Genomic DNA, 18,908 nt, shown 5'->3' with positions numbered 1-18,908 from the left:
AACGCGGGTTTAAACACAACGACACAACGGACACAACGATACACAACGCGGGAATGAAGGATTCAAATCTATTGCAATCAAAACGTTGTGAAACGTTGTGCCCGTTGTGTCGTTGTGTTTAATTCCGTCGCTCTGGAGGCATTTCCTTGCTTTGCGTCTGCTTCGCGTCCTTCGCGCCTTCGCGGTCATCTCCCCGCAGGAGATTCACCGCCGGCGGTAGGCGACGCCCTGTGGCGTGCGGACGAGCTCGAACTCGTTGAGCTGGCGCGGGAGGGATTCCGAGGCGCCGAGGACCAGGTAGCCGCCGGGGACGAGGGCCTGGGCCATGCGGTGGAGGATGTCCTGGCGGGCCTGCAGGGAGAAGTAGATCAGCACGTTGCGGCAGAAGATGATCTCGAAGCTGCCAAGCAGGGTGAAGCTCTCCAGCAGATTGTGCTGGCGGAAGCTCACCCCGCGGCTCACCTCCGGGCGGACCCGCCAGGTGTCCTTGTCCACGGCGACGAAAAACCGCCGCTGGCGCTCGGCGCTGAGCCCGCGACGGATTTCCGACGCCGAGTACGCCCCCGCGCGGGCGCGCTCGATCATCTGCGGCGAGATGTCCGTGCCGACGACGCTCGCCTCAACCGGGCGGCCACGGTCGCGGTACTCCTGCACCGCCATGCTGAGGGAATAGGCCTCCTGCCCCGAGGAGCAGGCCGCCGACCAGATCCGCACCCGGCCACGATCCAGTGCCGGCAGCAGCTGGGACTCCAGCATCTCGAACGGGTACGTGTCCCGAAACCACTGGGTCTCGTTGGTGGTCATGGCGTCGATCACCGCGGAGCGCAGGGCGTGGCTACCGGCGCCCTCCAGGCGCTGCACCAGCTCGCCGAGGTCGCGCACGCCCTGGCGGGCCATCAGCTGGCCGAGGCGGCTCGCCACCAGATACTGCTTGTTGCTGCCGAGCACGATGCCGCAGCTGCGCTCCAGGAAGCGCCGGAAGCGGTCGTAGTGGTCGGGGTCGATGGCGTTGACGGCCAAGGGCTGGTTTCCTGTGGTCTTCTGCTCGCCCGGCGGTGCGCATACGGTAGCAGAGCCGCCTGGCTGTGCGGTCCCCGCAAGGGTGACGGCCGTCTCAGCCTGAACTTGAGCCTCTGGCACGGCTCGTGCAACGCCCCCGGACAGTGCGTCGTCCGGAAGGGCCTGCTCATGTATCGCCTCGCCTTCGCCCTGCTGCTGATCATTGCCTCCGCGCCGGCCGTGGCGGCACCCCAGTGGCAATCCCTGGCCGGAGTGCGCGAGGCGGTGGAGGCGTTCCTCCAGGATCGGCTGGCACAGGGCCCGGGTGAGGTGGAGTCCGTGCGCATCGACCGGCTGGACCCGCGGCTCAAGCTCCGCGCCTGCACCGGTCCGCTGGAGGCCAGCCTGCCGCGCTCCCAGCCCAGCGTCGGACGTCTGACCGTGGCGGTGCGCTGCCATGAGCCTGCCCCCTGGCGGGTCTACGTCCCGGTGCAGGTGGTGCGTCTGGTGCCGGTGCTGGTGGCCGCGCGGCCGCTGCCCCGCGGCGTGCCCGTGACCGCGGAGGACGTCACCGTCGAGCGCCGGGACGTCGCCGAGCTGCGGGGCGCGTATTATCATTCCCCTCAGGAGGTTGCGGGTATGGAGACGGCGCGGCGCCTGGCCGCCGGCGAGACGCTCACCGCCCGCCACGTGGCCAGGCCGCTACTGGTGCGCCGTGGCCATGCCGTCACGCTGGAGGCGGGCGGTGGCGGCATCAGCGTCAGCGCCCCCGGCCGGGCGCTGGAGGACGGCGGCAAGGGCGACCCGGTGCGGGTGCGCAACACCCGCTCCGAGCGCGTGGTGGAAGGCCGCGTCATCGGCCAGGACCGGGTGCGCGTGCGTTTCTAAAGTCCTGCCTTACGGAGCCGATAGGTTTCCGTGAGGGGTGACACATTCCCGGCAGTCAGCAATATGCCGGGTACAAGGAGACCGACAATGACCGACCCCATCGACAACGGGCCGCGCTTCAACCGCCCGGTGCAGACGGACGGCACCCGCGGCGGCCAGAGCGTCAACGGCCAGCAGAAGCCCGTGGAGGCCTCCGAGGGCCGCCCCGGCGCGGACCAGTCGCAGACCTCCGAGCGGTTGCAGGCGGTGCGCGATGCCATCGACCGCACCCCCGAGGTGGACAGCGCCCGCGTTCAGGACATCCGCGAGCGCATCGCCAGCGGCGAGTATCCGCTGGATGCCGAGCGCACCGCGGAGCGGATGGTCGAGCTCGAGCGCCTGCTGGCCGAAGGCTGACGATGACTGACGCCGTACCGCAGGGGCTCCCCCAGGCCATCGCCGCCGGACGCCGTGAGCTCGAGGCCCTCGCCACGCTGCTGGCCGAGGAGCGGGAGGCGCTGCGCACCCGGGATGGTGAGCGGCTTACCGCCATTGCCGAGCGCAAGCAGGCCCACTTCTCCGCCCTGGACGCTCTGGACCTGCCCGGGCGGCTGCCCGGCGCCGAAGGCGTCGAGAGCGCGCTGGCCGCGCGGCATGGCGATCACACCCTCGCCGAGTGGCGCGATCTGGTATCGTCCCTGCGCGCGGTGCGGCGGGAGAACGAGGTCAACGGCCTCACCATCCAGCGCACGCTCTCTGCCGTGGCCACGGAGATCGCCCTGCTGCACGGGCACGCCGGCCCCGGCGAGCGTACCTATGCCCAGAACGGCCGGCGATCGGAAACGGGCGGAGGCGGCAGCCTGCTGAGCCGCGCCTGATCCCCCCTGAAGCGCGGGCCGCACCCATCGGAACGGGGAGCCCATGGATCCTGACGACGGCCCGCAGCTCGTCCGCAATCACGGCCACCGCACGCGACTGCTGAAGCGCCTCTGCGAGAGCCGCGCGCTGGTGAACGTCCGCGTGCCCGAGCTCGCCGGGGACTTCCGCAGCGCGGTTCTCGCCGTCGACTCCGCCACGAGCCGCTTCCAGCTCGACGAGCTCCACCCCGAGCGCGGCCACCGCGCGGTTGCCCCGGGCCAGGAGCTGCGGATCGTAAGCTTCGTCGAGGGCGTGGAGATGCGATTCCAGGCCGTGGTGGAGCGCGTCGACAGCGACGGCGGCATCGCCTACTACGAGCTCGCCTACCCCGATGAGATCCGCTATCACCAGCGCCGGCAGCACGTGCGCGTACCGGTGCGCATGGCGCTGCAGCAGAAGGCCGTGCTGCGCAACGACGAGCGGGAGGTGACGCTGCGCCTGCTCGACCTCTCCGCCGGGGGCATCGGCGCCCATGTGACCCGCGGCGGTGACGTCGCCGTCGGCGAGCGCTGGGAGCTGGAGCTGCGCCTGCGCAACGAGCCCGTGCTGAACACCCGGGTCGAGATCCGCTTCGCCCAGCAGGACCGCGTCAGCCACCGCCAGCGCCTCGGCGCCCAGTTCCTCGACCTCCCCGTCGCCGAGACCGGCCGCCTGCAGCGCCTCGTCCTCGCCATCCAGCGCGAGCTCATGCGGCACACGTAGGTCGTGCACGGCGAAGCCGTGTGCGACGTCCCCGTGAGACCGGAGATGTCGCACGGCGCCTTGCGCCGCACGACCTGCGCCAGCCCGCATATCTCACCGATTCGCGGGGTGTGCTCCCTCCTCGCAGCGGAACCGCCGCTCGCGGGCCTGGCCGTCGGCGTCGAACACATGGCAGGCGAGCGGCGGCAGGGCGAGCTCGACGGACTCACCCTCGCGGTAGGCGCGGGCACCGTCGAAGCGCGCCACGAGGCCATCCGGGAAGGCGGGGCAGTCGACATGCACCAGGGTGCTCTCGCCCGGGTGCTCGCTGACCAGCACACGCCCGGCGACGCGCTGCCCGCCAGAGAGCTGACCGGGCAGTCGCTCCAGCAGGGCGTCGATCTGCAACAGCCGAGCCGTCTCCTGCACCTTCGCGCGCACTGCCTCGGATCCGCCCTGCTTCACGTTGAGCCCGAGGGCGATGTCGTCGTGGACGGTCATGTGCGGGCAGAGCACTAGCCACGGCCCAGGATACGCCCGAAGAATGCGTCGTGGCCCTCCAGCTCCACGGCGCCGCCGACAAGGCGGCCACCGAAGCCGTTGCCGGCGAGCGCCGCCACCGGTCCGGGCAGGGGCACTTGCGCCGGGCTCGCGGTGAGGTTGAACGCCGCCAGCAGCCGCTCGCCGGGGACGTGGCGCTCGAGCAGCAGCACGCCCGGCGGCGCCTCATGGAAGCGCGCCGCGCCATGGCGCAGGGCCGGGTATCCGCGCCGCCAGGCGATGAACGCCCGGCAGGCCTCCAGGACGCTGCCCGGTACGCCGGCCTGGCGGTCCACGGCGAGGGGCCGGTGGGCCTCCGGGATCGGCAGCCAGGGCCGTCCCGTCGTGAACCCGGCGCCCGGCGGATCCGCCGCCCATGGCATCGGCGTGCGGCAGCCATCGCGCCCGCGAAAGCGCGGCCAGAAGCGGATGCCGTAAGGATCCCGCAGGTCCTCGTAGGTCAGATCCGCCTCCGGCAGGCCAAGCTCGTCGCCCTGGTACAGGCAGGCCGCCCCGGGTAGCGACAGCAGCAGGGCGAGGTAGAGCGGCGCCACCTTCTCCGGCGGCGCGCCGCGCCCCCAGCGGGTCACCACCCGCGGCACGTCGTGATTGCCGATCGACCAGCAGGCGTAGCCGTTCTCACCCAGGGCCCGCACCGTGCCCTCCACCCGCTCGCGGAGGTAGGCGGCGTCGCCGCGTTCGGTGAGCAGGTCAAAGCTGTAGGCCATGTGCAGCCGCTCGCCACCGGCGGTGTATTCCGCCATGAGCTCGGGGCCCCGCTCGTCGCCAATCTCGCCCATGAGGACCGCGTCACCGAACTCCCGTGCCAGTGACCGTATATGCCGCAGCCAGCCGATCATCTCCGGGCGCGACTTGTCGTACACGTGGACCTGCCACGAGTACGGGTTCTCCGGGCCGGACACCGTGGTGGCGGCAGCGCGGCCCGCGCGCGGCGGGTTGTCACGCAGCGCGGCATCGTGGAAGCAGAAGTTGATGGCGTCGAGGCGGAAGCCGTCGACGCCGCGCTCGAGCCAGAAGCGCATCTCGGCGAGCATGGCGTCCTGCACCGCCGGGTTGTGGTAGTTGAGGTCGGGCTGGCTCGCGAGGAAATTGTGCAGGTAATACTGGCAGCGCACGCTGTCCCACTGCCACGCGGAGCCGCCGAAGACCGACAGCCAGTTGTTCGGCGGCATCCCGTCCGGTTTCGGGTCCACCCAGACGTACCAGTCCGCCCTCGGATTGTCGCGACTCGCGCGGCTCTCCAGGAACCAGGGGTGCTGGTCCGACGTGTGGCTCGGCACCTGGTCGATGAGCACGCGCAGGCCCAGGCGATGCGCCTCGGCGAGCACGCGGTCGAAGGTCTCCAGGCTGCCGAACATCGGGTCCACGGCGCGGTAGTCGGCAACGTCGTAGCCGAAATCCTGCATCGGCGAGCGGAAGAAGGGGGAAATCCAGACCGCGTCCACACCCAGCCCGGCCACGTGATCAAGCCGGCGCAGGATGCCCTCCAGATCCCCGACGCCGTCACCACTCGCGTCCAGGAAGCTGCGCGGGTAGATCTGGTAGATGATGCCCCCGCGCCACCATGCATCGTCAGCCAACGGGCTCATGCCTGCCTCGCGAGCAGCACCGGGTCCTGCCACCAGGCCTCGGCCTGGACGCCCTCGTCGCCCTCGGGGCCTTCGGCCCCGATCTCGGCATTGTCATCGTTCTCGTCGATCATGGCATAGGCGATGCCGAGCTCGAGCCGCCGCTCGGGTTGACGCCGAGGCCGGCGAGCCGCCGGTCCTGGACCAGGATGCCGGCGAGGGTCGCGTAAGCGGGTGGATGGTATCCGGCTGAGCCGGCGGGCATCGGAAGGGGGGCCCGGAAACACGACGGGCCGCAACAAGGCGGCCCGAAACGTGAGGAATCTGGTGGAGCCAGGCGGGATCGAACCGCCGACCTCCTGCATGCCATGCAGGCGCTCTCCCAGCTGAGCTATGGCCCCGAAACGAGCGCGCAGTCTAGGATCGGCACCGGAGGGTGTCAAGCACCGGCGGTGCTCCGGATATGCGCCTCGGCGGCCTCGATACGGCGCAGCGTCGACTCCCGGCCGAGCAGCGCCAGGGTGACATCGATGGGCGGCGACACCGGCCCGCCGGAGACCGCCACGCGCAGCGGCTGGGCCACCTTGCCGAGCTTGAGGTCCTGCTCATCGGCGACACCCTGCACCGCCGCGTGGATGGCCTCGGCGGTCCAGCTCTCGAGGGTGCCGAGGGCAAGCCGCAGCGCCGCCAGAACCGGCGCGGAGCCCTCCCCCAGATGCTTGCGCGCCGCCTTCTCGTCGTAGCCCTCCGGCTCGCGGAAGAAGAAGCGGCTGTTCTCCGCCATCTCCACCAGCGTGCGACTGCGCTCGGCCTGCGCCGCCACGATGGCTTCCAGGTCCGGCCCCTCGGTCGGGTCGATGCCGAGCGCACCCAGGTGCCAGGCCAGATGCCGCGCGACGTGGGCGGGCGGCAGGGTCTTCAGGTAGTGCTGGTTCAGCCATTCGAGCTTGGAGGGGTTGAGGCTCGAGGCGGAATGGTTGATGTCGCCGATATCGAAGTGCTCCACCATCTCGTCCAGGGTGAAGATCTCCTGGTCGCCGTGGGCCCAGCCAAGGCGCACCAGATAGTTCACCACCGCTTCCGGCAGGAAGCCCTGATCGCGGTAATCCATCACGCTGGCGGCACCGGTGCGCTTTGAGAGCTTCTTGCCGTGCTCGTCCAGGATCATCGGCACGTGGGCGTACACCGGCGGCGTCACGCCGAGCGCCTGGAGGATGTTGGCCTGGCGGGCGGTGTTGTTCAGGTGGTCGTCACCCCGGATGACGTGGGTGATCGCCATGTCCATGTCGTCCACCACGACCACGAAGTTGTAGGTGGGCGTCCCGTCGGCCCGGGCGATGATGAGGTCGTCCAGCTCGCTGTTCTGGAAGGCGACGCGGCCCTTCACCCGGTCGTCCACCACGGTCATGCCCTCGCGGGGCTGACGGAAGCGGACCACCGGCTCGCCCTCGGCGTCGGCGGGCGGCCCGTCAAGATCCCGGCAGCGGCCGTCGTAGCGGGGCTTCTCCTTGCGCGCGAGCTGGGCCTCGCGCAACTGCTCCAGCCGCTGCCGGGAGCAGTAGCAGCGGTAGGCCGTCCCTTCGGCAAGCATCCGGTCCAGCACCTCGCGATAACGGTCGAAGCGCTGGGTCTGGTAGAAGGGCCCTTCGTCGTAATCGAGCCCGAGCCAGGCCATGCCTTCGAGAATGGCGTTGATGGCCTCGGGGGTGGAGCGCTCGCGATCCGTGTCCTCGATTCGCAGTACGAACCGCCCGCCGTGGCGCCGCGCGTAGAGCCAGCAGAACAGCGCCGTGCGGGCACCGCCGATGTGCAGATAGCCGGTGGGGCTCGGGGCGAAACGCGTCTTCACCGTCATCGTGGGGCGATCTCCGTGGAAGCCTGGGAACACAAGCCGCGAGGGGATTCCGGCGCCATGCGGCGGCGTAGTGTACTCGGCGCCCGGGGGCGGCGGCCAGCTGCGTTGACAGCCCGGCCGCCCCTCCATAGACTCTCGATCGCGCCGGGCGGTTAGCTCAGCGGGAGAGCACTGCCTTCACACGGCAGGGGTCGCTGGTTCGATCCCAGCACCGCCCACCAAGAATACCCGGCGAAACGGCGACTTACGGAGCATCGGGGGTCGCCGTTTCTCGTTTGGGTCGCGGAACCCGACCTCGTGTGACCGATCTGTGACCAACATCGGTTCATTACCGAGGTCGGCCCTCTTCCGATGGCGAGGCATCGGGCTGTCTTCTATCTTCCTACGTGGCACCCGCCATCCTTCCTGTTCAACCTGGTACCCACGCTCTATTGCCAAGGGGAGCATGGGGCTCCCAGGGCGGCAGGCCCTTCCTGCCATCGGTAACCGGAGGTTTGGCATGGCCAAGCGGAAGTGTTACTCGAAGCGGACGAGCCCGAAGCCCGGGCCTAAGACCGTCCCGGTGTCCTCGCACCGGCGGTCCAAGCCCAAGACTTCTTCGGGTCGCTGCTAGATGGGCGAAGGTGATGGGGTGGCGGGTGCCACCGTTCAACTATAGATGGCCTTCTGCGCCTTTCATAGTCCGCCCAACCGACCGAAGAAGAACCGATGGGCAACTATTCATCCTACATCGCAGGCATCATCAACAAGCAGCGTCGGAAGGCCGCCAGCCGGCTAACCTCGGGCTCTCAGCTCGTCGCCAAGCGTGAACCTGATAATCCGGTAGACCCCAACGCGGTAGCCCTTTACCTCGGCGACCACACGATGGTCGGCTACATACCGGCGAGGCATGCGTCATGGCTCGCGGAGAGAATGGACAAGGGCCGCTCCGTATTCGTCCAAGTGAAAGACGTGAGACTGGAAGGCTTCTTCTGGAACCGCCGCGTATTCGTGGATGTGACGATCAAGACCGGAGTAGATGCCGAGTAGCACCCCCACAGAGCCGGCCATACGCCCGGCATTCCAATCCCGCGCCCCGCTGGCCCGGCCGACGGGCCGTTCATACGTATAAGGCATTTGAGGTCGCCCTTAACACTACGGGGGATAACGATGGCTAAGTGCAAGTTGTGCAAGCGCTCAGGATGGTTTCTGGGAAAAGATAAGGACGGCATTTGCACAAAATGCCAAAAAAAAGTAAATCCCCAAAAGTCTGAGGTTATGAGGCTTCTTGATGAATATACCGAGCACATCAGGAACAGCAAAAAACTCGATACCACTCTCTTTTATTATAAGCTTGGTTTGATGGCATTGGAAAACTTAAAGATGTTTGAAGATCGTGGAATTAGCACGATTGACCCGCCACCATCACAAGCTATACAGGAATGGCGGGAGGAGCGAGCTAAGAAGGTTTTGGAGCCACTGAACACTCAGCGTATCCTAGCTAGGAGCAAGTCTGAGAACGCGATAACCGTATCGGGAAAGATCGAGCCTTTCAGCAAAGTTCTAGAGCAAGTCACCGAATATCAAATCCAGTTTGAAGACATTGATGAGCTACAAGAATTTGAGCACGAAGTACGTAAAGAAATCGCCGATACAATCGCCCATGCGCATCTTCACGAAGCCGAGAAAGCGGAATTCAAAGGGCAAAACAAAAAGGCACTTGAAATCTACCTTGAGGCACTGTTCTCAATCCGGAAAGACAATGTTCCAGACGATGAGCAAAGCCAACTCATCGAGAAGATCGAGAGCAAAATAGAGCACTTGGGCGGCACGGTTCCGAGGTAATGACGCGTTTGCCGGATCTGACATCCTTCATCCGCCCACCGTCGCCCGGGAAGGCGACTACCAGACAGGGAGTCTCGCCGCATCGCGGCGGTGGGCGTCTCAGTTGGGCTTATCAGCTAGCCCTGCGTGCGTCTCGGTGACCACGGCCAGCCGCTCCAGCAACGCCCGCCTGTCCTCGTCTGTGCGCGCCAGCGACCGCACGCTGGCACCCATCGCCCGGGCCATCGTTACCAGTGCGGTGCCGGTATCCACGGGCCGACTGTCGAGGTAGCGCCCGAGGGCCCGCAGCTCCTCGTCCAGGGTGTCGCCCTCACTCATCGCGAGCCCCGGCGGTTGATCCCGAAGTTGCCGGCCATCTCACGGTCCAGCTCGCCCTGGTTCAGGCTTCGGCGCATCTCGTTGCGCACCCAGACGTGAAGATCAGGGCCTCGCCGCTCGAAGCGCTCAACCTGCATCGGCTGGCCTTCGTTGTGGATGTGAACGTCGCCGGCGCCACCGCTCGCCTGAATCCCGAGCTTCCCGCCCATGCGGGTAAGCGGGAACACGGCCTCGGGGCCAGCCTCGCCAGCAAGGGCGACCGTGGGGCGGTCGATAACGCCCCCATCCGCAAAGGCCCGCGGAGTGGCGTTCCCGACGCCTTCAAAGCCGCCGCTGGGGAACAGCCCCGAGACGAAGTTTCCCGCCTGGCGTCCGAGCGGTGCGGTGATGAAGGTGCGGTAGATGATGCGGGCAACGTCCTCGAGGCCGCTCTTCACGGTATCGCGCCAGTCATCGAAGCTGACCAGTGAATCTTCCAGAGAGCTGGAGAAGGTCATCCCAAGATCGGCTCCGAGGTTGTTGAGCTCCCGCACGGGCTCGGTGGCACTGCGCGCCGCCTCGCGCAGCTCCCGCATGCTCATGGTGACCTCGGGCAGGTCCACCAGAGGGTTCGGGCCGGGGCTCCCGCCGTAGTTCTCGGCTACGAACCGGCGGGCCTGTCGGCGACGGGCGGCGGCATCCAGAGCGCGTTGCGTGTCCTCTGCAAAGCCGAAGCGAAGGCCCGGCAGAGGCAGCTCGGTGGACTGGTTTTGAATCGGGTGAACGTTCACAACGCTGGGGTCGAGCGCGTCTATATCTTTCGCGAGCCAGACGATCTCCTGCCGAAGCTCAGCCACGCGCCGGGCGGGCAGCTCCAGGCGGCCCATCGTCGCCTCTTCCAGCGTCTCCAGGCGCCGGCCGATGCGGAAGGCGAGGTCTTCACCCTCACCGATCTCAAAGAAACGCTCCAGCGCCGCTCCGGCCTCCAGCAGCTCCCTGCGGAATCCGCCCCTGAGACGGATCGAGAGCCGCCTCAGCCAGTCGTCGAACTTCTCGGCGGACTCCACCAGGTCCTCGCCGAGCACCGCGTTCAGCTCGTGGGCACGGTCGCGGGAGTCCTCCATCGCCTGGATGCCGTCGGACAGCGAGGCGGCGATCCGTGGCCCCATCTCCTCGCCGAACAGCTCCGATGCCTTGGCCGCCCGGGTGGCATTGTTGTCGATCTCGGCGAGCGACCGCAGCGCTTCTTCCAGGACCACCTCGGTATCCCGGACACGGCCACCGGCATCACGCATCGCAATGCCGAGTTCGTCAAAGGTGTCCTTGGCCGCACCGCTGCCGTCCGCTGCAAGGCCGAGGCGACGGTTCAGCCGTTGCAGAGCGGTATCGGTCTGGCTCTCGGAGACGTTCGCCAGCTCGCCGAGGGCGAAGCGCAATTCCTGAAGGGACTCAGCCCCGACGCCAGCGGTATCCGCCGCCTTGCCGACCTCAGAGGCCGCGGAGATGCTTTGCTGCCCAAGGCGGGCGAGCATGCCCGCACCAGCCACGCCCACCAGCGGGCCGATGGCGTTGCGCATGCTGAGCATTCCGCGTGCCCAGCGATCGAAGCCACGGCGACTGTTCTTCAAGCCTCGGTCGGTGCGCTGTAGCTCCCGGCGAAGGTCCTTGAGCTCGCGCTCGGTCATCTGCATCGCCTGGACACCACCGCGGGCGTCGCCGGTGACGCGAACGCCGAAGGTGAAAGTACGGCCTGCCATTACACGGCCTCCTGGTAGACGGTGTTCGGATCGCTCAGCTCGTTGAGGGCCTCGCGCACCAGGTCGTCGAGGATGCGCTGGCAGACCGCGGTGTCGGTCTCGGGCGTGACCATCGCGGCGGCCTTGGTCGGCAACGCCAGCAGTCGGGCGCGCATCCGCGTGTAGTCGTCGCCGACCACCTCGCCGACCGCTGCCGCCTCGACCAGCTCGCCGCGCTCGCGGGCCAGCGCGTATTCCTGTCGGTCGGCCTGTGCCTTCGCCAGCCGAGCCCGCTCGTGGTTCAGGTCGAGCAGCCGGCCGTCCTCGCCTTCGATGAGCCGGGCAATCTCCCGGTCACGCCACCAGGCGACCACCGCGGCCGCGTCGTAGAGGTTCCTGCGGCCTTCCCGAGTCGGCGCCGGGAACTCGGTATCGCGCTGCCACTCGGAGACCGTGCGCACCGTGACGCCGAACAGGTCCGCGAGGTGCTGCTTGCTCAGCTTCATACGGCTATCGCCTCACTCGGGAAGGAACCATAGGCGGTGCTGTGACTGGACAACTTTCGCGCCTCGAATGACCCGCAACAGAGAGTTGCAGGAAGTACCTTGAAAGGCCCGAGGGCCTCGCCCGTGCCGCTGCCGTCGTTGCTGGAGCCCGCCTTCTTGCAGCGCCGCGAGGGCGATCCCCGGCATGTGCCGGGCGCGGGAGGCCACGCGCGCAAAGAGGAGACCACCGCGCTGCCTCATCTCGGGGTTGCTTTGGGGCGACGGCACTAGCCCGAGTAGACCGCCATATCCATGCCCCCCGATGTACACCATGACTGGTGATACCCATCACGCCGCGAACGGCTTGCGCCGCTGCGTGTATTCCTCGCCGAAGTGCTCAGCGAGCGCCGGCTGGAGGACGTCCTCCACCAGGTCCAGCACTGAGCCTGTGTGTCCGTTCTCGGCGACGGCCAGCTCGTAGGCCTCCCGGACCTTGGGCGCGGCCTTCTTGGCTGCCTCAGCCATCAGACGGCCGATTGCCTCGTCAGGGGTTTCATCCTTGCGCATGCGCATGGTCGTCACCTCAGTTGGTCAGCTTGACGATGCCCACCCGGGACACGGGGGCATAGCCGAAGTCGTGGGCAATCTCGACGCCGGTGCGACGGTTCAGGCGGTCGCCCGGCCGGCGGTAGGTGCGCACCGTCCGCATGGCCGTATCGCCGCGAGGGGCGAGGTACATCATCGCCACGGTGGGGGCCACGTCCGGGGCGGCCATCGCGTACCAGTTGCTTGAGGCGACCCAGGGCGCAGCGATCACCGAGACACCTTCGATGCCGGTCTCGCGGAGCGCCTGGTAAGTCGGCTGCTCCTCAGCCGGCGGGACGATGAGGGTCTGCACCCGGTGGTTGGCGTACTGGTCGCCTGGCGTTTTCTGGTTGCGCAGGGCGGCCATAGCGGTGCCGAGGTTGGCGGCCGTGACTCCGCTCACGCCGGTGACTAGGTTCCCCGCGCCAGACGAGAACATCGCGGCACCGTCACCCATCTCGGGATTGCCTTCTAAAAACTCGTAAAGACGACGGGCCTCGCGCCGGGCTGCCGAGACGGCAATGGCGCGGGCCGTGGTGGCGATCACGTCGAGCTGGTCATTGACGACGAGCTTGTAGGAAACGATCAGGTTGGCCGCGTAGCTCTCGACACTGCCGGTATGGCCGGGCGGCACGCTCACCTGAACGCTGGGGATTTCCTCCAGCTCGCCAATCTCGCCCGTGTCGGCGTCCACGTCGATGGTGGCCACCTGTGCCGGCTGGTAGTTCGGCACCGGCCACGGGAGCACCAGATTTCGATGCTCGCTCGCGGCAAGGTACGCCTGCGAGACGACGCGCCCGACGGCGGACTCCATCACCGAGCCGAAGTCGTCGGTGGTCAGTCCGATGCCGACCACCTGGCCCGCGGTCTTGCCGCTTGCGCCGCGCCGCTTCACCTCGGGCTCGCCGAGGATGTATGCGGCCTCTGCCAGACTCAGCTCCCGATTTCGGAGCTGTTCGGCCACGGGGTGCGAATTCGTGGTGCGTGCGCCCATCGCCTTGGCGAATAGATCGGCGCCCGCATCGCGGATGTCCGAGACGGTGAAGTCTCGAGTGTTGGCGGTTGCTTCAAGCATCCTGCGTTACTCCGGTTTGCCTAGTTTCAAGGCTACCGGCGTTTTTCTGAACGGGGCGGACTTTTCATTCAGAAACACAGGATTTCGTAGAGGGCACGCTGTACCCGAATGGGGCGAACCCCGTTCGCGGTTTCCATCGTCATCCATTCGTGCAATGCGGCCTTCAATGGCGTATCTGCCAATCGCTTCGGCAGCGAATAACGACGCGGCCAGACAACGCCCTCGTAGTGCTTCATGGCCGCCTCGACGTGGCCGGCTTTCGCCCAGGTGGAGAGTGCGCCATCCCGGTCCAGCAGGTCAGCGCAGCGGCGTATCGCAGCGTCTCGTGCCTTTGTCGCCTGCGGGCCGCTCAGGCCGAGAGCGCGGTCCAGGTCCTCACCGGCCCGCCACGCCTCGAGGCCGCCCCGGAGCCACTCTTGCAGCTCCGGGTCGTCCACGGCCTCCACCAGGCGGTTAAGACGGGCGACGCTCACCCGGATCCCCCCACGGCACGGCCTTCGGGCCGAGCTCCTCCATGCGCAGCGCCCGGCGCTGGTCTGCGGACAGCCCCTGCGCCTGGAGCCGGGCCCATTCCCGACGCGCCCATCGGCGCATCCATCCCGCGCGCTTTTTCCTCATGCCGCCTTCTCCCGCCGCTGCTCCGCCAAGCGGACGACCAGCACGCCGGCGCGGCAGCGGGCGCCGTGTTTGCTCTCCAGCACGTACAGCCCGCCGTCGCGGTCGATGACCTTGAACAGCTCCGGCAGGTCGCCCACCTGGACCCAGTCGCCGACCTGGGGGCGTTTCGTAATTGGCTCGTTCATTGGTTCGCCTCGCTCGCCATTTCGACCCAAACGCTTTGGAGACCATTTCAGAAGGGTTGAGATACCCCAGACCCCACCTGGTAGATCTGAGAAGGTGCCCGATAATCGGGCTAACGGGTTTCGGGAAAGGGGGCGGACTAGCCCGATAATCGGGCTAATTGACTCTCCCGGGAGATTCAAACCGGGGCCATAAGCCCGATATTCGGGCAAGGGTTGACCGATAATCGGGCAACTCATGTAAGAACTGTTCGCAATCACGCGGCTTGCCCCTCCTGCTCGGAGAGCTCCGGGTTGTAGCCGAGTCGCCAGTAGCTCAGCCGCTCGCCGACGCGATGGGTGTCGAGCTTCCCGCCGCATTCGTCGATGTCAAAGAAGGTCAAGGCGAAGAGGTTGCAGCGGTTCCGTCCGCCCTGGCGGGTCTTCACAATCCAGCCTGTCCTCAGCAGCTCTCCCTCGGCCCGCTGAACCGTGTCCCGGGACCGCCAGCCGCGGTGCTTGAGCACCGACCATGCAGTGGTGAGGTCGCCGTTGTTGCGCCCCCGGTACTGACCGAGCAGCTCGAACAGCAGCGCCTTTGCAATGGCGCTCAGCCCGTAGAAGTTCGGGTGCGTCGCGCACTCGACCGGCCAGGGGCAAAAGCCCTTGCCATCACGCCCGCCGTAGTAGCGGCCGCGCTTGCGGCTGGCGCCCGCCATCTATGCCGCCTCGCCCGCCTCGAGCATCCTGAGCGCGCTCTCGCGGTCCTTCGCGAGCCCGGCGGCGCACATATCCGCTGCGAGCTTCTGACGCGCTCTCAGGCGCTCTGTGTCGGTCAGGCGGTAACGCGAGACGGTGACGGGGTTACCCATGAAGCCCGACACCTGCTCGTACCGGCGGGCGACCTCGATGCTGTCGGCCTCCTGGATGGCTGCCACGGTGCTCGGCAGCACCCAGTCGTGAAGCTTGGAGACCGCCTCGAATCGGTTCAGGGAACCGCCGCGGGCCAAGAACAGCAGCACGCGCCGGCGCTTGGTCCAGAAGGCTTTAGGCGGACGGCGGACGGTGGTAGTCTCTCTATTGAGTGCTGCCCTGTGCTCATTCCTAGCGGCCCGCCCGGCGTCACCCGGAGCGGGTCGCTTTCGTTCAGTCGTGCTCATGCTTCTTGGCCTCCTCCGTTCCGCGCGATTTGAGGAAGGCATGGAAGTCGGGCACGTGGCCAATTTGCTCCTCCACACAATCCATTGCGTCCATCGCATCCAGTGCGCGTCGCTCCAATTCTCGGCGCATTGCCTCAATCACGTTTCCGGCGTGGCCTTCGCCCAGTAATGCGTGAAGTTTATTTTCGTCGAACTTGGCGAAAGTATCGGCCAGCCAAACCGTTTCCCAGATTCGGCAGAGGCAGGAATTGATGTCTCGATTACTCATGCCGCCCGCTCCTTTTCTTTCAGCCACGCATCCAGCGCCTCGCGGCGCCAGCCGACGCAGCGAGCACTGAAGACGATCTTTCGGGGGAAGGTCGGATCACGCTCGGCAACGTTGTAGAGATGCCGAGTTGTCATTCCGAGATACTCAGCGGCCTGCGGTGGCCGGAGCACGCCGGAGTGCTTGGGGTCGTTCATGAATATGGCCTCACGTTTAGGACGTGAGGCCAGTGAATCAGGCGGGTATCCCGGGATACCGGAATCTCGGGACGCAGGGACTACCTGCCGTTGCGAATCTCGCTCATGAGGTTCCGGATGCGCTTCTCGGTCGCGGCCTTCGGCTCACGGCCCGGACCTGGGACGTAGTAGACCGTACGGGAGGACTCGTCGACCTCGTCGATCACCTCCAAAAAGCAGTCGTCCGTAAGCGCAGCGAGTACGTCGTCAACGGAGTCGGCGCCAGCGCTCATTACGGCGCGAATTACCCGTTTCAATGGCCCTTGTTGACCGCGCTTGCGCAAGCCGGCCCGTCCTTGACGTTGGCGGTCAATTGCGGCTCTGGCATCGGGTGCCTCAACGCCCTCGACACACTGCTGGAGCATGGCTCCCAGGCGCATCATTTCGATATCGCGCGCAGAGTTGGGGCTGTCCACGAGCAGAGATCGAACCCGATCCATGACCTTCTCAAACATTAGTGCGTAATGCGCGGGGTCCGGGCATGACTCGATTTCGATCGTTTGTGGGAAGACGTGCGGCGGTTCGACGTGGAAGCATTTCTTCGCCTCAGAGATTTCCTCTGCTGACCACCCGGTGTCCTCGATGACACTCCTCACTTGAGGCTCAACGTCTTGCACCACACGCCAGAAGATTGCCTCTCCGATTTCGAGCGGATCGTGCAACGTGGTCATGCCCGCTCCCTCCGCGCCACCGTCCGGGAAAACGCCGCGAGCGCATCCGCGGCCGCCACCGGGCACAGATGCCCGTAGTGCCGTTCGATCATCGAGGCCGACTTGTGGCCCGCCATGTGCGCGACCGTGAGCAGCGGCACGCCGGCGGATACCAGCGCCGATATGAAGTGATGCCGCAGGGCGTAGAAGGTGAGGTTCTCCGGCAGGCCGCCCAGGCGCTTCACCCGCGCCCACGCTCTCAGGTGCGCCTTCTTGTCCATGCGCTCGCCGTTGACGGGGCTCGGGAACACCAGGCCCGACTCCGGCTTGCCCTGCTGCTCCCACCATGCGCGCATGATCCTGAGCAGCTCCGGCGGCAGGTCCATCGTGATGCGCGCCGGGTCCGGATGGTGGCGGGTCTTCTCCGGCACCTTAACCAGCCGACCGAAGTTCACGTTCAGCTCAAGCCACGTCAGCGAGTACAGGTCACCCGGGCGCATCCCGGTGTAGAGCGCGCAGTAGGCGAATGGGATGAACCAGTGCGGATAGGCCACAGCATCAAGGTCGGGAAGGTAAGCCCTGCCGTGCTTGCGGCTGTTGCGCCGCTGGGCACGTACCTCGTCGGCGAACGCGGAGAGCCCGGTATGCAGCCCCTGAATCTCGTCATCGGTCAGCAAGCGGCGCGCTGACGAACGCTCGGCGGATAGCTGCGCGGCGCGCTCGGTGTCGGTGGGTCGCTCCAGCGTCACGCCATCCAAAGGGTTCTCGTCAAGGAAGCCCTCACGCACCGCATGGCGCATCAGCGTCTTGAGCGCCCCGAACGCCCGGGTCAGGGTCGCGTGCGCTCTGCCCTCGCCTTCACGCTTTGCCTGCCACTCGAGCACGTCCGCCCGGCTGAACGTCGCCATGTCCCGATCGAGCCATGCGGCAAAGTTGTTCCGCAGGATGGCGAGCGTTTCGTCTCCAGCCTTCTTGCGGGCCTGATAGCGCGCATAGGGGCCTTCGATGTACTTCCCAAGCGTCCGGTGCTTTGCGAGGCGCTCAGCGGCTTTCTGAGCCTCTCTGTCGCGTTCCTGCTCGGAGAGTACGTCCACCCGGTCGTTTCGCCATGCCTGCGCCTTCTCTGCCGCCTCCTGCGGCTTCATGCTCGGGTAACGCCCCACGGTGGCCACGCGCCTTCGCCCCTTCAGGTCGGTGTAGCGGTAGCGCCAGCTCCCGCCCTTGAGGGTCTTCAGTAGGTGGAAGCCGGAGACCTTGTCGCACCAGAGGGTGGCGCGGTCGTCAGCTTCGTTAAGGAAGCGTCGTGCGGCGGTGTCGGTGATGCTGGTATCCAGGGCCTTGCCGGACATGGCCGTATGTCCCGTGTGACCAATCTGTGACCATCACGGTAACATAACCATGCACAAACGTGCCCCACCATTCATCTGGTGTTTCCGCAAACTTATGATTTATCTCGTGTGACCGTTGTTATACAAGGGACTGCGGTTCACCTTGCTTACCTTCACACGGCAGGGGTCGCTGGTTCGATCCCAGCACCGCCCACCAAGAATACCCGGCGAAACGGCGACTTACGGAGCATCCGGGGTCGCCGTTTCTCGTTCCGGGGCCTGCCCACCCGCCGGCCTCTGACGCCCTCGCCGTGGGAGCGGTCTCCGACCGCGATACGACGCGCAGCGGCGTCACCCGGGACATCGACCGCCCCGGTGATGAACCGGGTTCGCGGTACCGCGCTGCGCGCGGCATCGCGGTCGGAGACCGCTCCCACAGGTCCGCGGCCGCCCGCCGTCAGCGGGCGCTGCGGCTCGCCGTGTAGCGCTCGTAGTCCGGCACCATTCTCTGGCTGCGTCCGGCAAACAGCGGCGAGGCGACGATGAAGTCCGCCGAGCTCTCGTTGCAGGCCACCGGGATGTTCCAGACCGCGGCGATGCGCAGCAGCGCCTTGACGTCCGGGTCGTGGGGCATGGGCTCGAACGGGTCCCAGAAGAAGATCAGCAGGTCCACCTTGCCCTCGGCAATAAGCGCACCCACCTGCTGGTCGCCGCCGAGCGGGCCGCTCACGAGCCGCTCGATCACGAGCCCGGTGTCCTCTGCCACCAGCGCGCCGCTGGTGCCGGTGGCGCAGAGGCGATGCTGCGCCAGCGCCTCGCGATGCCGTGCGCACCAGGCGACGAGGCTCGCCTTGCGGTTATCGTGGGCGATAAGCGCGATGCTCTTGCAGGCCGGCAGTTCGACTTCCCGATATTCCACTCACGTTCCCCCGAGATCCTGACCCGCATGGTGCGGCAACCCAGCGTCGACTGCCAGCGCCGCCAGGACGATCCCGCGGCAGTCAGCGCCAGGCGCGGCCGATTCCGTTGCGAGGGCATC

The 18,908-nt window shown here is 66.8% G+C and carries 24 protein-coding genes and 2 tRNA genes; 7 read left to right on the top strand and 19 right to left on the bottom strand.

All coding sequences use genetic code 11. From position 1 onward, the window contains the following. Positions 1-204: 204 nt before the first annotated feature. Positions 205-1,020: a CheR family methyltransferase gene (locus LMH63_RS09000; RefSeq protein ID WP_109679182.1), complete on the bottom strand. Its 816-nt coding sequence runs from the start codon at positions 1,018-1,020 to the stop codon at positions 205-207. 168 nt (positions 1,021-1,188) lie between these two features. On the opposite strand from LMH63_RS09000, the gene flgA reads away from it, so the two are divergent. The 4 genes from flgA to LMH63_RS08980 all read left to right on the top strand — a co-directional run bounded on the left by flgA (position 1,189) and on the right by LMH63_RS08980 (position 3,486). Next, positions 1,189-1,887 carry a flagellar basal body P-ring formation chaperone FlgA gene (gene flgA / locus LMH63_RS08995; protein WP_109679183.1) on the top strand — a complete coding sequence of 233 codons (699 nt, stop codon included), beginning with the start codon at positions 1,189-1,191 and terminating at the stop codon, positions 1,885-1,887. Positions 1,888-1,974: 87 nt separating this feature from the next. Next, on the top strand, positions 1,975-2,283 hold the full coding sequence (flgM, locus tag LMH63_RS08990; protein ID WP_109679184.1) for a flagellar biosynthesis anti-sigma factor FlgM: 309 nt from the start codon (positions 1,975-1,977) through the stop codon (positions 2,281-2,283). 2 nt (positions 2,284-2,285) lie between these two features. Then, positions 2,286-2,744, top strand: a complete 459-nt coding sequence (locus LMH63_RS08985; RefSeq protein WP_109679185.1) for a flagellar protein FlgN — start codon at positions 2,286-2,288, stop codon at positions 2,742-2,744. Positions 2,745-2,787: 43 nt separating this feature from the next. Next, positions 2,788-3,486 (top strand): flagellar brake protein, encoded by a 699-nt coding sequence (locus LMH63_RS08980; RefSeq protein WP_109679186.1) that lies wholly within the window; start codon positions 2,788-2,790, stop codon positions 3,484-3,486. A 93-nt stretch (positions 3,487-3,579) separates the two neighbouring features. Here LMH63_RS08980 and LMH63_RS08975 read toward each other — a convergent pair whose 3' ends face one another. The 4 genes from LMH63_RS08975 to gltX all read right to left on the bottom strand — a co-directional run bounded on the left by LMH63_RS08975 (position 3,580) and on the right by gltX (position 7,449). Next, positions 3,580-3,966, bottom strand: coding sequence for a TOBE domain-containing protein (locus LMH63_RS08975; protein WP_109679187.1), 387 nt, complete (start codon positions 3,964-3,966; stop codon positions 3,580-3,582). A 14-nt stretch (positions 3,967-3,980) separates the two neighbouring features. Beyond that, entirely contained in the window at positions 3,981-5,615 is a 1,635-nt protein-coding gene (locus LMH63_RS08970) for an alpha-amylase family glycosyl hydrolase (RefSeq protein ID WP_199225691.1), read from the bottom strand. 304 nt (positions 5,616-5,919) lie between these two features. Further along, positions 5,920-5,995, bottom strand: a tRNA-Ala gene (locus LMH63_RS08965). A 38-nt stretch (positions 5,996-6,033) separates the two neighbouring features. After that, positions 6,034-7,449, bottom strand: coding sequence for a glutamate--tRNA ligase (gene gltX / locus LMH63_RS08960; RefSeq protein WP_109679188.1), 1,416 nt, complete (start codon positions 7,447-7,449; stop codon positions 6,034-6,036). A 146-nt stretch (positions 7,450-7,595) separates the two neighbouring features. Here gltX and LMH63_RS08955 point away from each other — a divergent pair. The 3 genes from LMH63_RS08955 to LMH63_RS08945 all read left to right on the top strand — a co-directional run bounded on the left by LMH63_RS08955 (position 7,596) and on the right by LMH63_RS08945 (position 9,273). Then, a tRNA-Val gene (locus LMH63_RS08955) sits at positions 7,596-7,670 on the top strand. Positions 7,671-8,157: 487 nt separating this feature from the next. Then, the gene (locus LMH63_RS08950) at positions 8,158-8,478 is read left to right on the top strand and encodes an HIRAN domain-containing protein (RefSeq protein WP_109679189.1); all 321 of its coding nucleotides are present in this window, start codon (positions 8,158-8,160) and stop codon (positions 8,476-8,478) included. A 120-nt stretch (positions 8,479-8,598) separates the two neighbouring features. Next, positions 8,599-9,273 (top strand): hypothetical protein, encoded by a 675-nt coding sequence (locus LMH63_RS08945; protein WP_146205230.1) that lies wholly within the window; start codon positions 8,599-8,601, stop codon positions 9,271-9,273. Positions 9,274-9,372: 99 nt separating this feature from the next. On the opposite strand, the gene LMH63_RS08940 is transcribed toward LMH63_RS08945, so the two are convergent. The 14 genes from LMH63_RS08940 to LMH63_RS08875 form a co-directional block, all read right to left on the bottom strand. Beyond that, entirely contained in the window at positions 9,373-9,591 is a 219-nt protein-coding gene (locus LMH63_RS08940) for a hypothetical protein (protein ID WP_109679190.1), read from the bottom strand. After that, positions 9,588-11,327, bottom strand: coding sequence for a phage tail tape measure protein (locus LMH63_RS08935; protein ID WP_109679191.1), 1,740 nt, complete (start codon positions 11,325-11,327; stop codon positions 9,588-9,590). Before LMH63_RS08935 ends, LMH63_RS08940 begins: the two co-directional genes overlap by 4 nt. After that, the gene (locus LMH63_RS08930) at positions 11,327-11,812 is read right to left on the bottom strand and encodes a DUF1441 family protein (protein ID WP_109679192.1); all 486 of its coding nucleotides are present in this window, start codon (positions 11,810-11,812) and stop codon (positions 11,327-11,329) included. The genes LMH63_RS08935 and LMH63_RS08930 overlap by 1 nt, the downstream gene beginning before the upstream one ends. A 327-nt stretch (positions 11,813-12,139) precedes the next feature. Continuing rightward, positions 12,140-12,364 (bottom strand): hypothetical protein, encoded by a 225-nt coding sequence (locus LMH63_RS08925; RefSeq protein ID WP_109679193.1) that lies wholly within the window; start codon positions 12,362-12,364, stop codon positions 12,140-12,142. Between the two features lie 10 nt (positions 12,365-12,374). Next, positions 12,375-13,451: a phage major capsid protein gene (locus tag LMH63_RS08920; RefSeq protein ID WP_109679194.1), complete on the bottom strand. Its 1,077-nt coding sequence runs from the start codon at positions 13,449-13,451 to the stop codon at positions 12,375-12,377. A 68-nt stretch (positions 13,452-13,519) separates the two neighbouring features. Then, positions 13,520-13,924 (bottom strand): hypothetical protein, encoded by a 405-nt coding sequence (locus LMH63_RS08915; RefSeq protein WP_109679195.1) that lies wholly within the window; start codon positions 13,922-13,924, stop codon positions 13,520-13,522. Positions 13,925-14,065: 141 nt separating this feature from the next. After that, a complete protein-coding gene (locus LMH63_RS08910; RefSeq protein ID WP_109679196.1) occupies positions 14,066-14,254 on the bottom strand; it encodes a hypothetical protein in 189 nt (62 codons plus the stop codon). 254 nt (positions 14,255-14,508) lie between these two features. Continuing rightward, positions 14,509-14,949 (bottom strand): hypothetical protein, encoded by a 441-nt coding sequence (locus LMH63_RS08905; RefSeq protein WP_109679197.1) that lies wholly within the window; start codon positions 14,947-14,949, stop codon positions 14,509-14,511. After that, complete coding sequence (locus tag LMH63_RS08900) at positions 14,950-15,390, bottom strand: hypothetical protein (RefSeq protein WP_146205231.1); 441 nt, start codon at positions 15,388-15,390, stop codon at positions 14,950-14,952. After that, a complete protein-coding gene (locus LMH63_RS08895; protein WP_146205232.1) occupies positions 15,377-15,658 on the bottom strand; it encodes a hypothetical protein in 282 nt (93 codons plus the stop codon). The genes LMH63_RS08900 and LMH63_RS08895 overlap by 14 nt, the downstream gene beginning before the upstream one ends. After that, complete coding sequence (locus LMH63_RS08890) at positions 15,655-15,852, bottom strand: helix-turn-helix transcriptional regulator (protein ID WP_109679199.1); 198 nt, start codon at positions 15,850-15,852, stop codon at positions 15,655-15,657. The genes LMH63_RS08895 and LMH63_RS08890 overlap by 4 nt, the downstream gene beginning before the upstream one ends. Positions 15,853-15,932: 80 nt before the next feature. Continuing rightward, a complete protein-coding gene (locus tag LMH63_RS08885; RefSeq protein ID WP_109679200.1) occupies positions 15,933-16,562 on the bottom strand; it encodes a hypothetical protein in 630 nt (209 codons plus the stop codon). After that, positions 16,559-17,890, bottom strand: coding sequence for a site-specific integrase (locus tag LMH63_RS08880; protein WP_109679201.1), 1,332 nt, complete (start codon positions 17,888-17,890; stop codon positions 16,559-16,561). The genes LMH63_RS08885 and LMH63_RS08880 overlap by 4 nt, the downstream gene beginning before the upstream one ends. Before the next feature lie 436 nt (positions 17,891-18,326). After that, the gene (locus LMH63_RS08875; protein WP_109679202.1) at positions 18,327-18,788 is read right to left on the bottom strand and encodes a methylglyoxal synthase; all 462 of its coding nucleotides are present in this window, start codon (positions 18,786-18,788) and stop codon (positions 18,327-18,329) included. Between the last annotated feature and the right edge of the window lie 120 nt (positions 18,789-18,908).

The sequence above is a fragment of the Spiribacter halobius genome, from assembly GCF_020883455.1.
Classification (GTDB): Bacteria; Pseudomonadota; Gammaproteobacteria; order Nitrococcales; family Nitrococcaceae; genus Sediminicurvatus; species Sediminicurvatus halobius.
The sequence above is the reverse complement of the archived record's forward strand: the minus strand, read 5'-3'. Positions and strand labels throughout refer to the sequence as shown.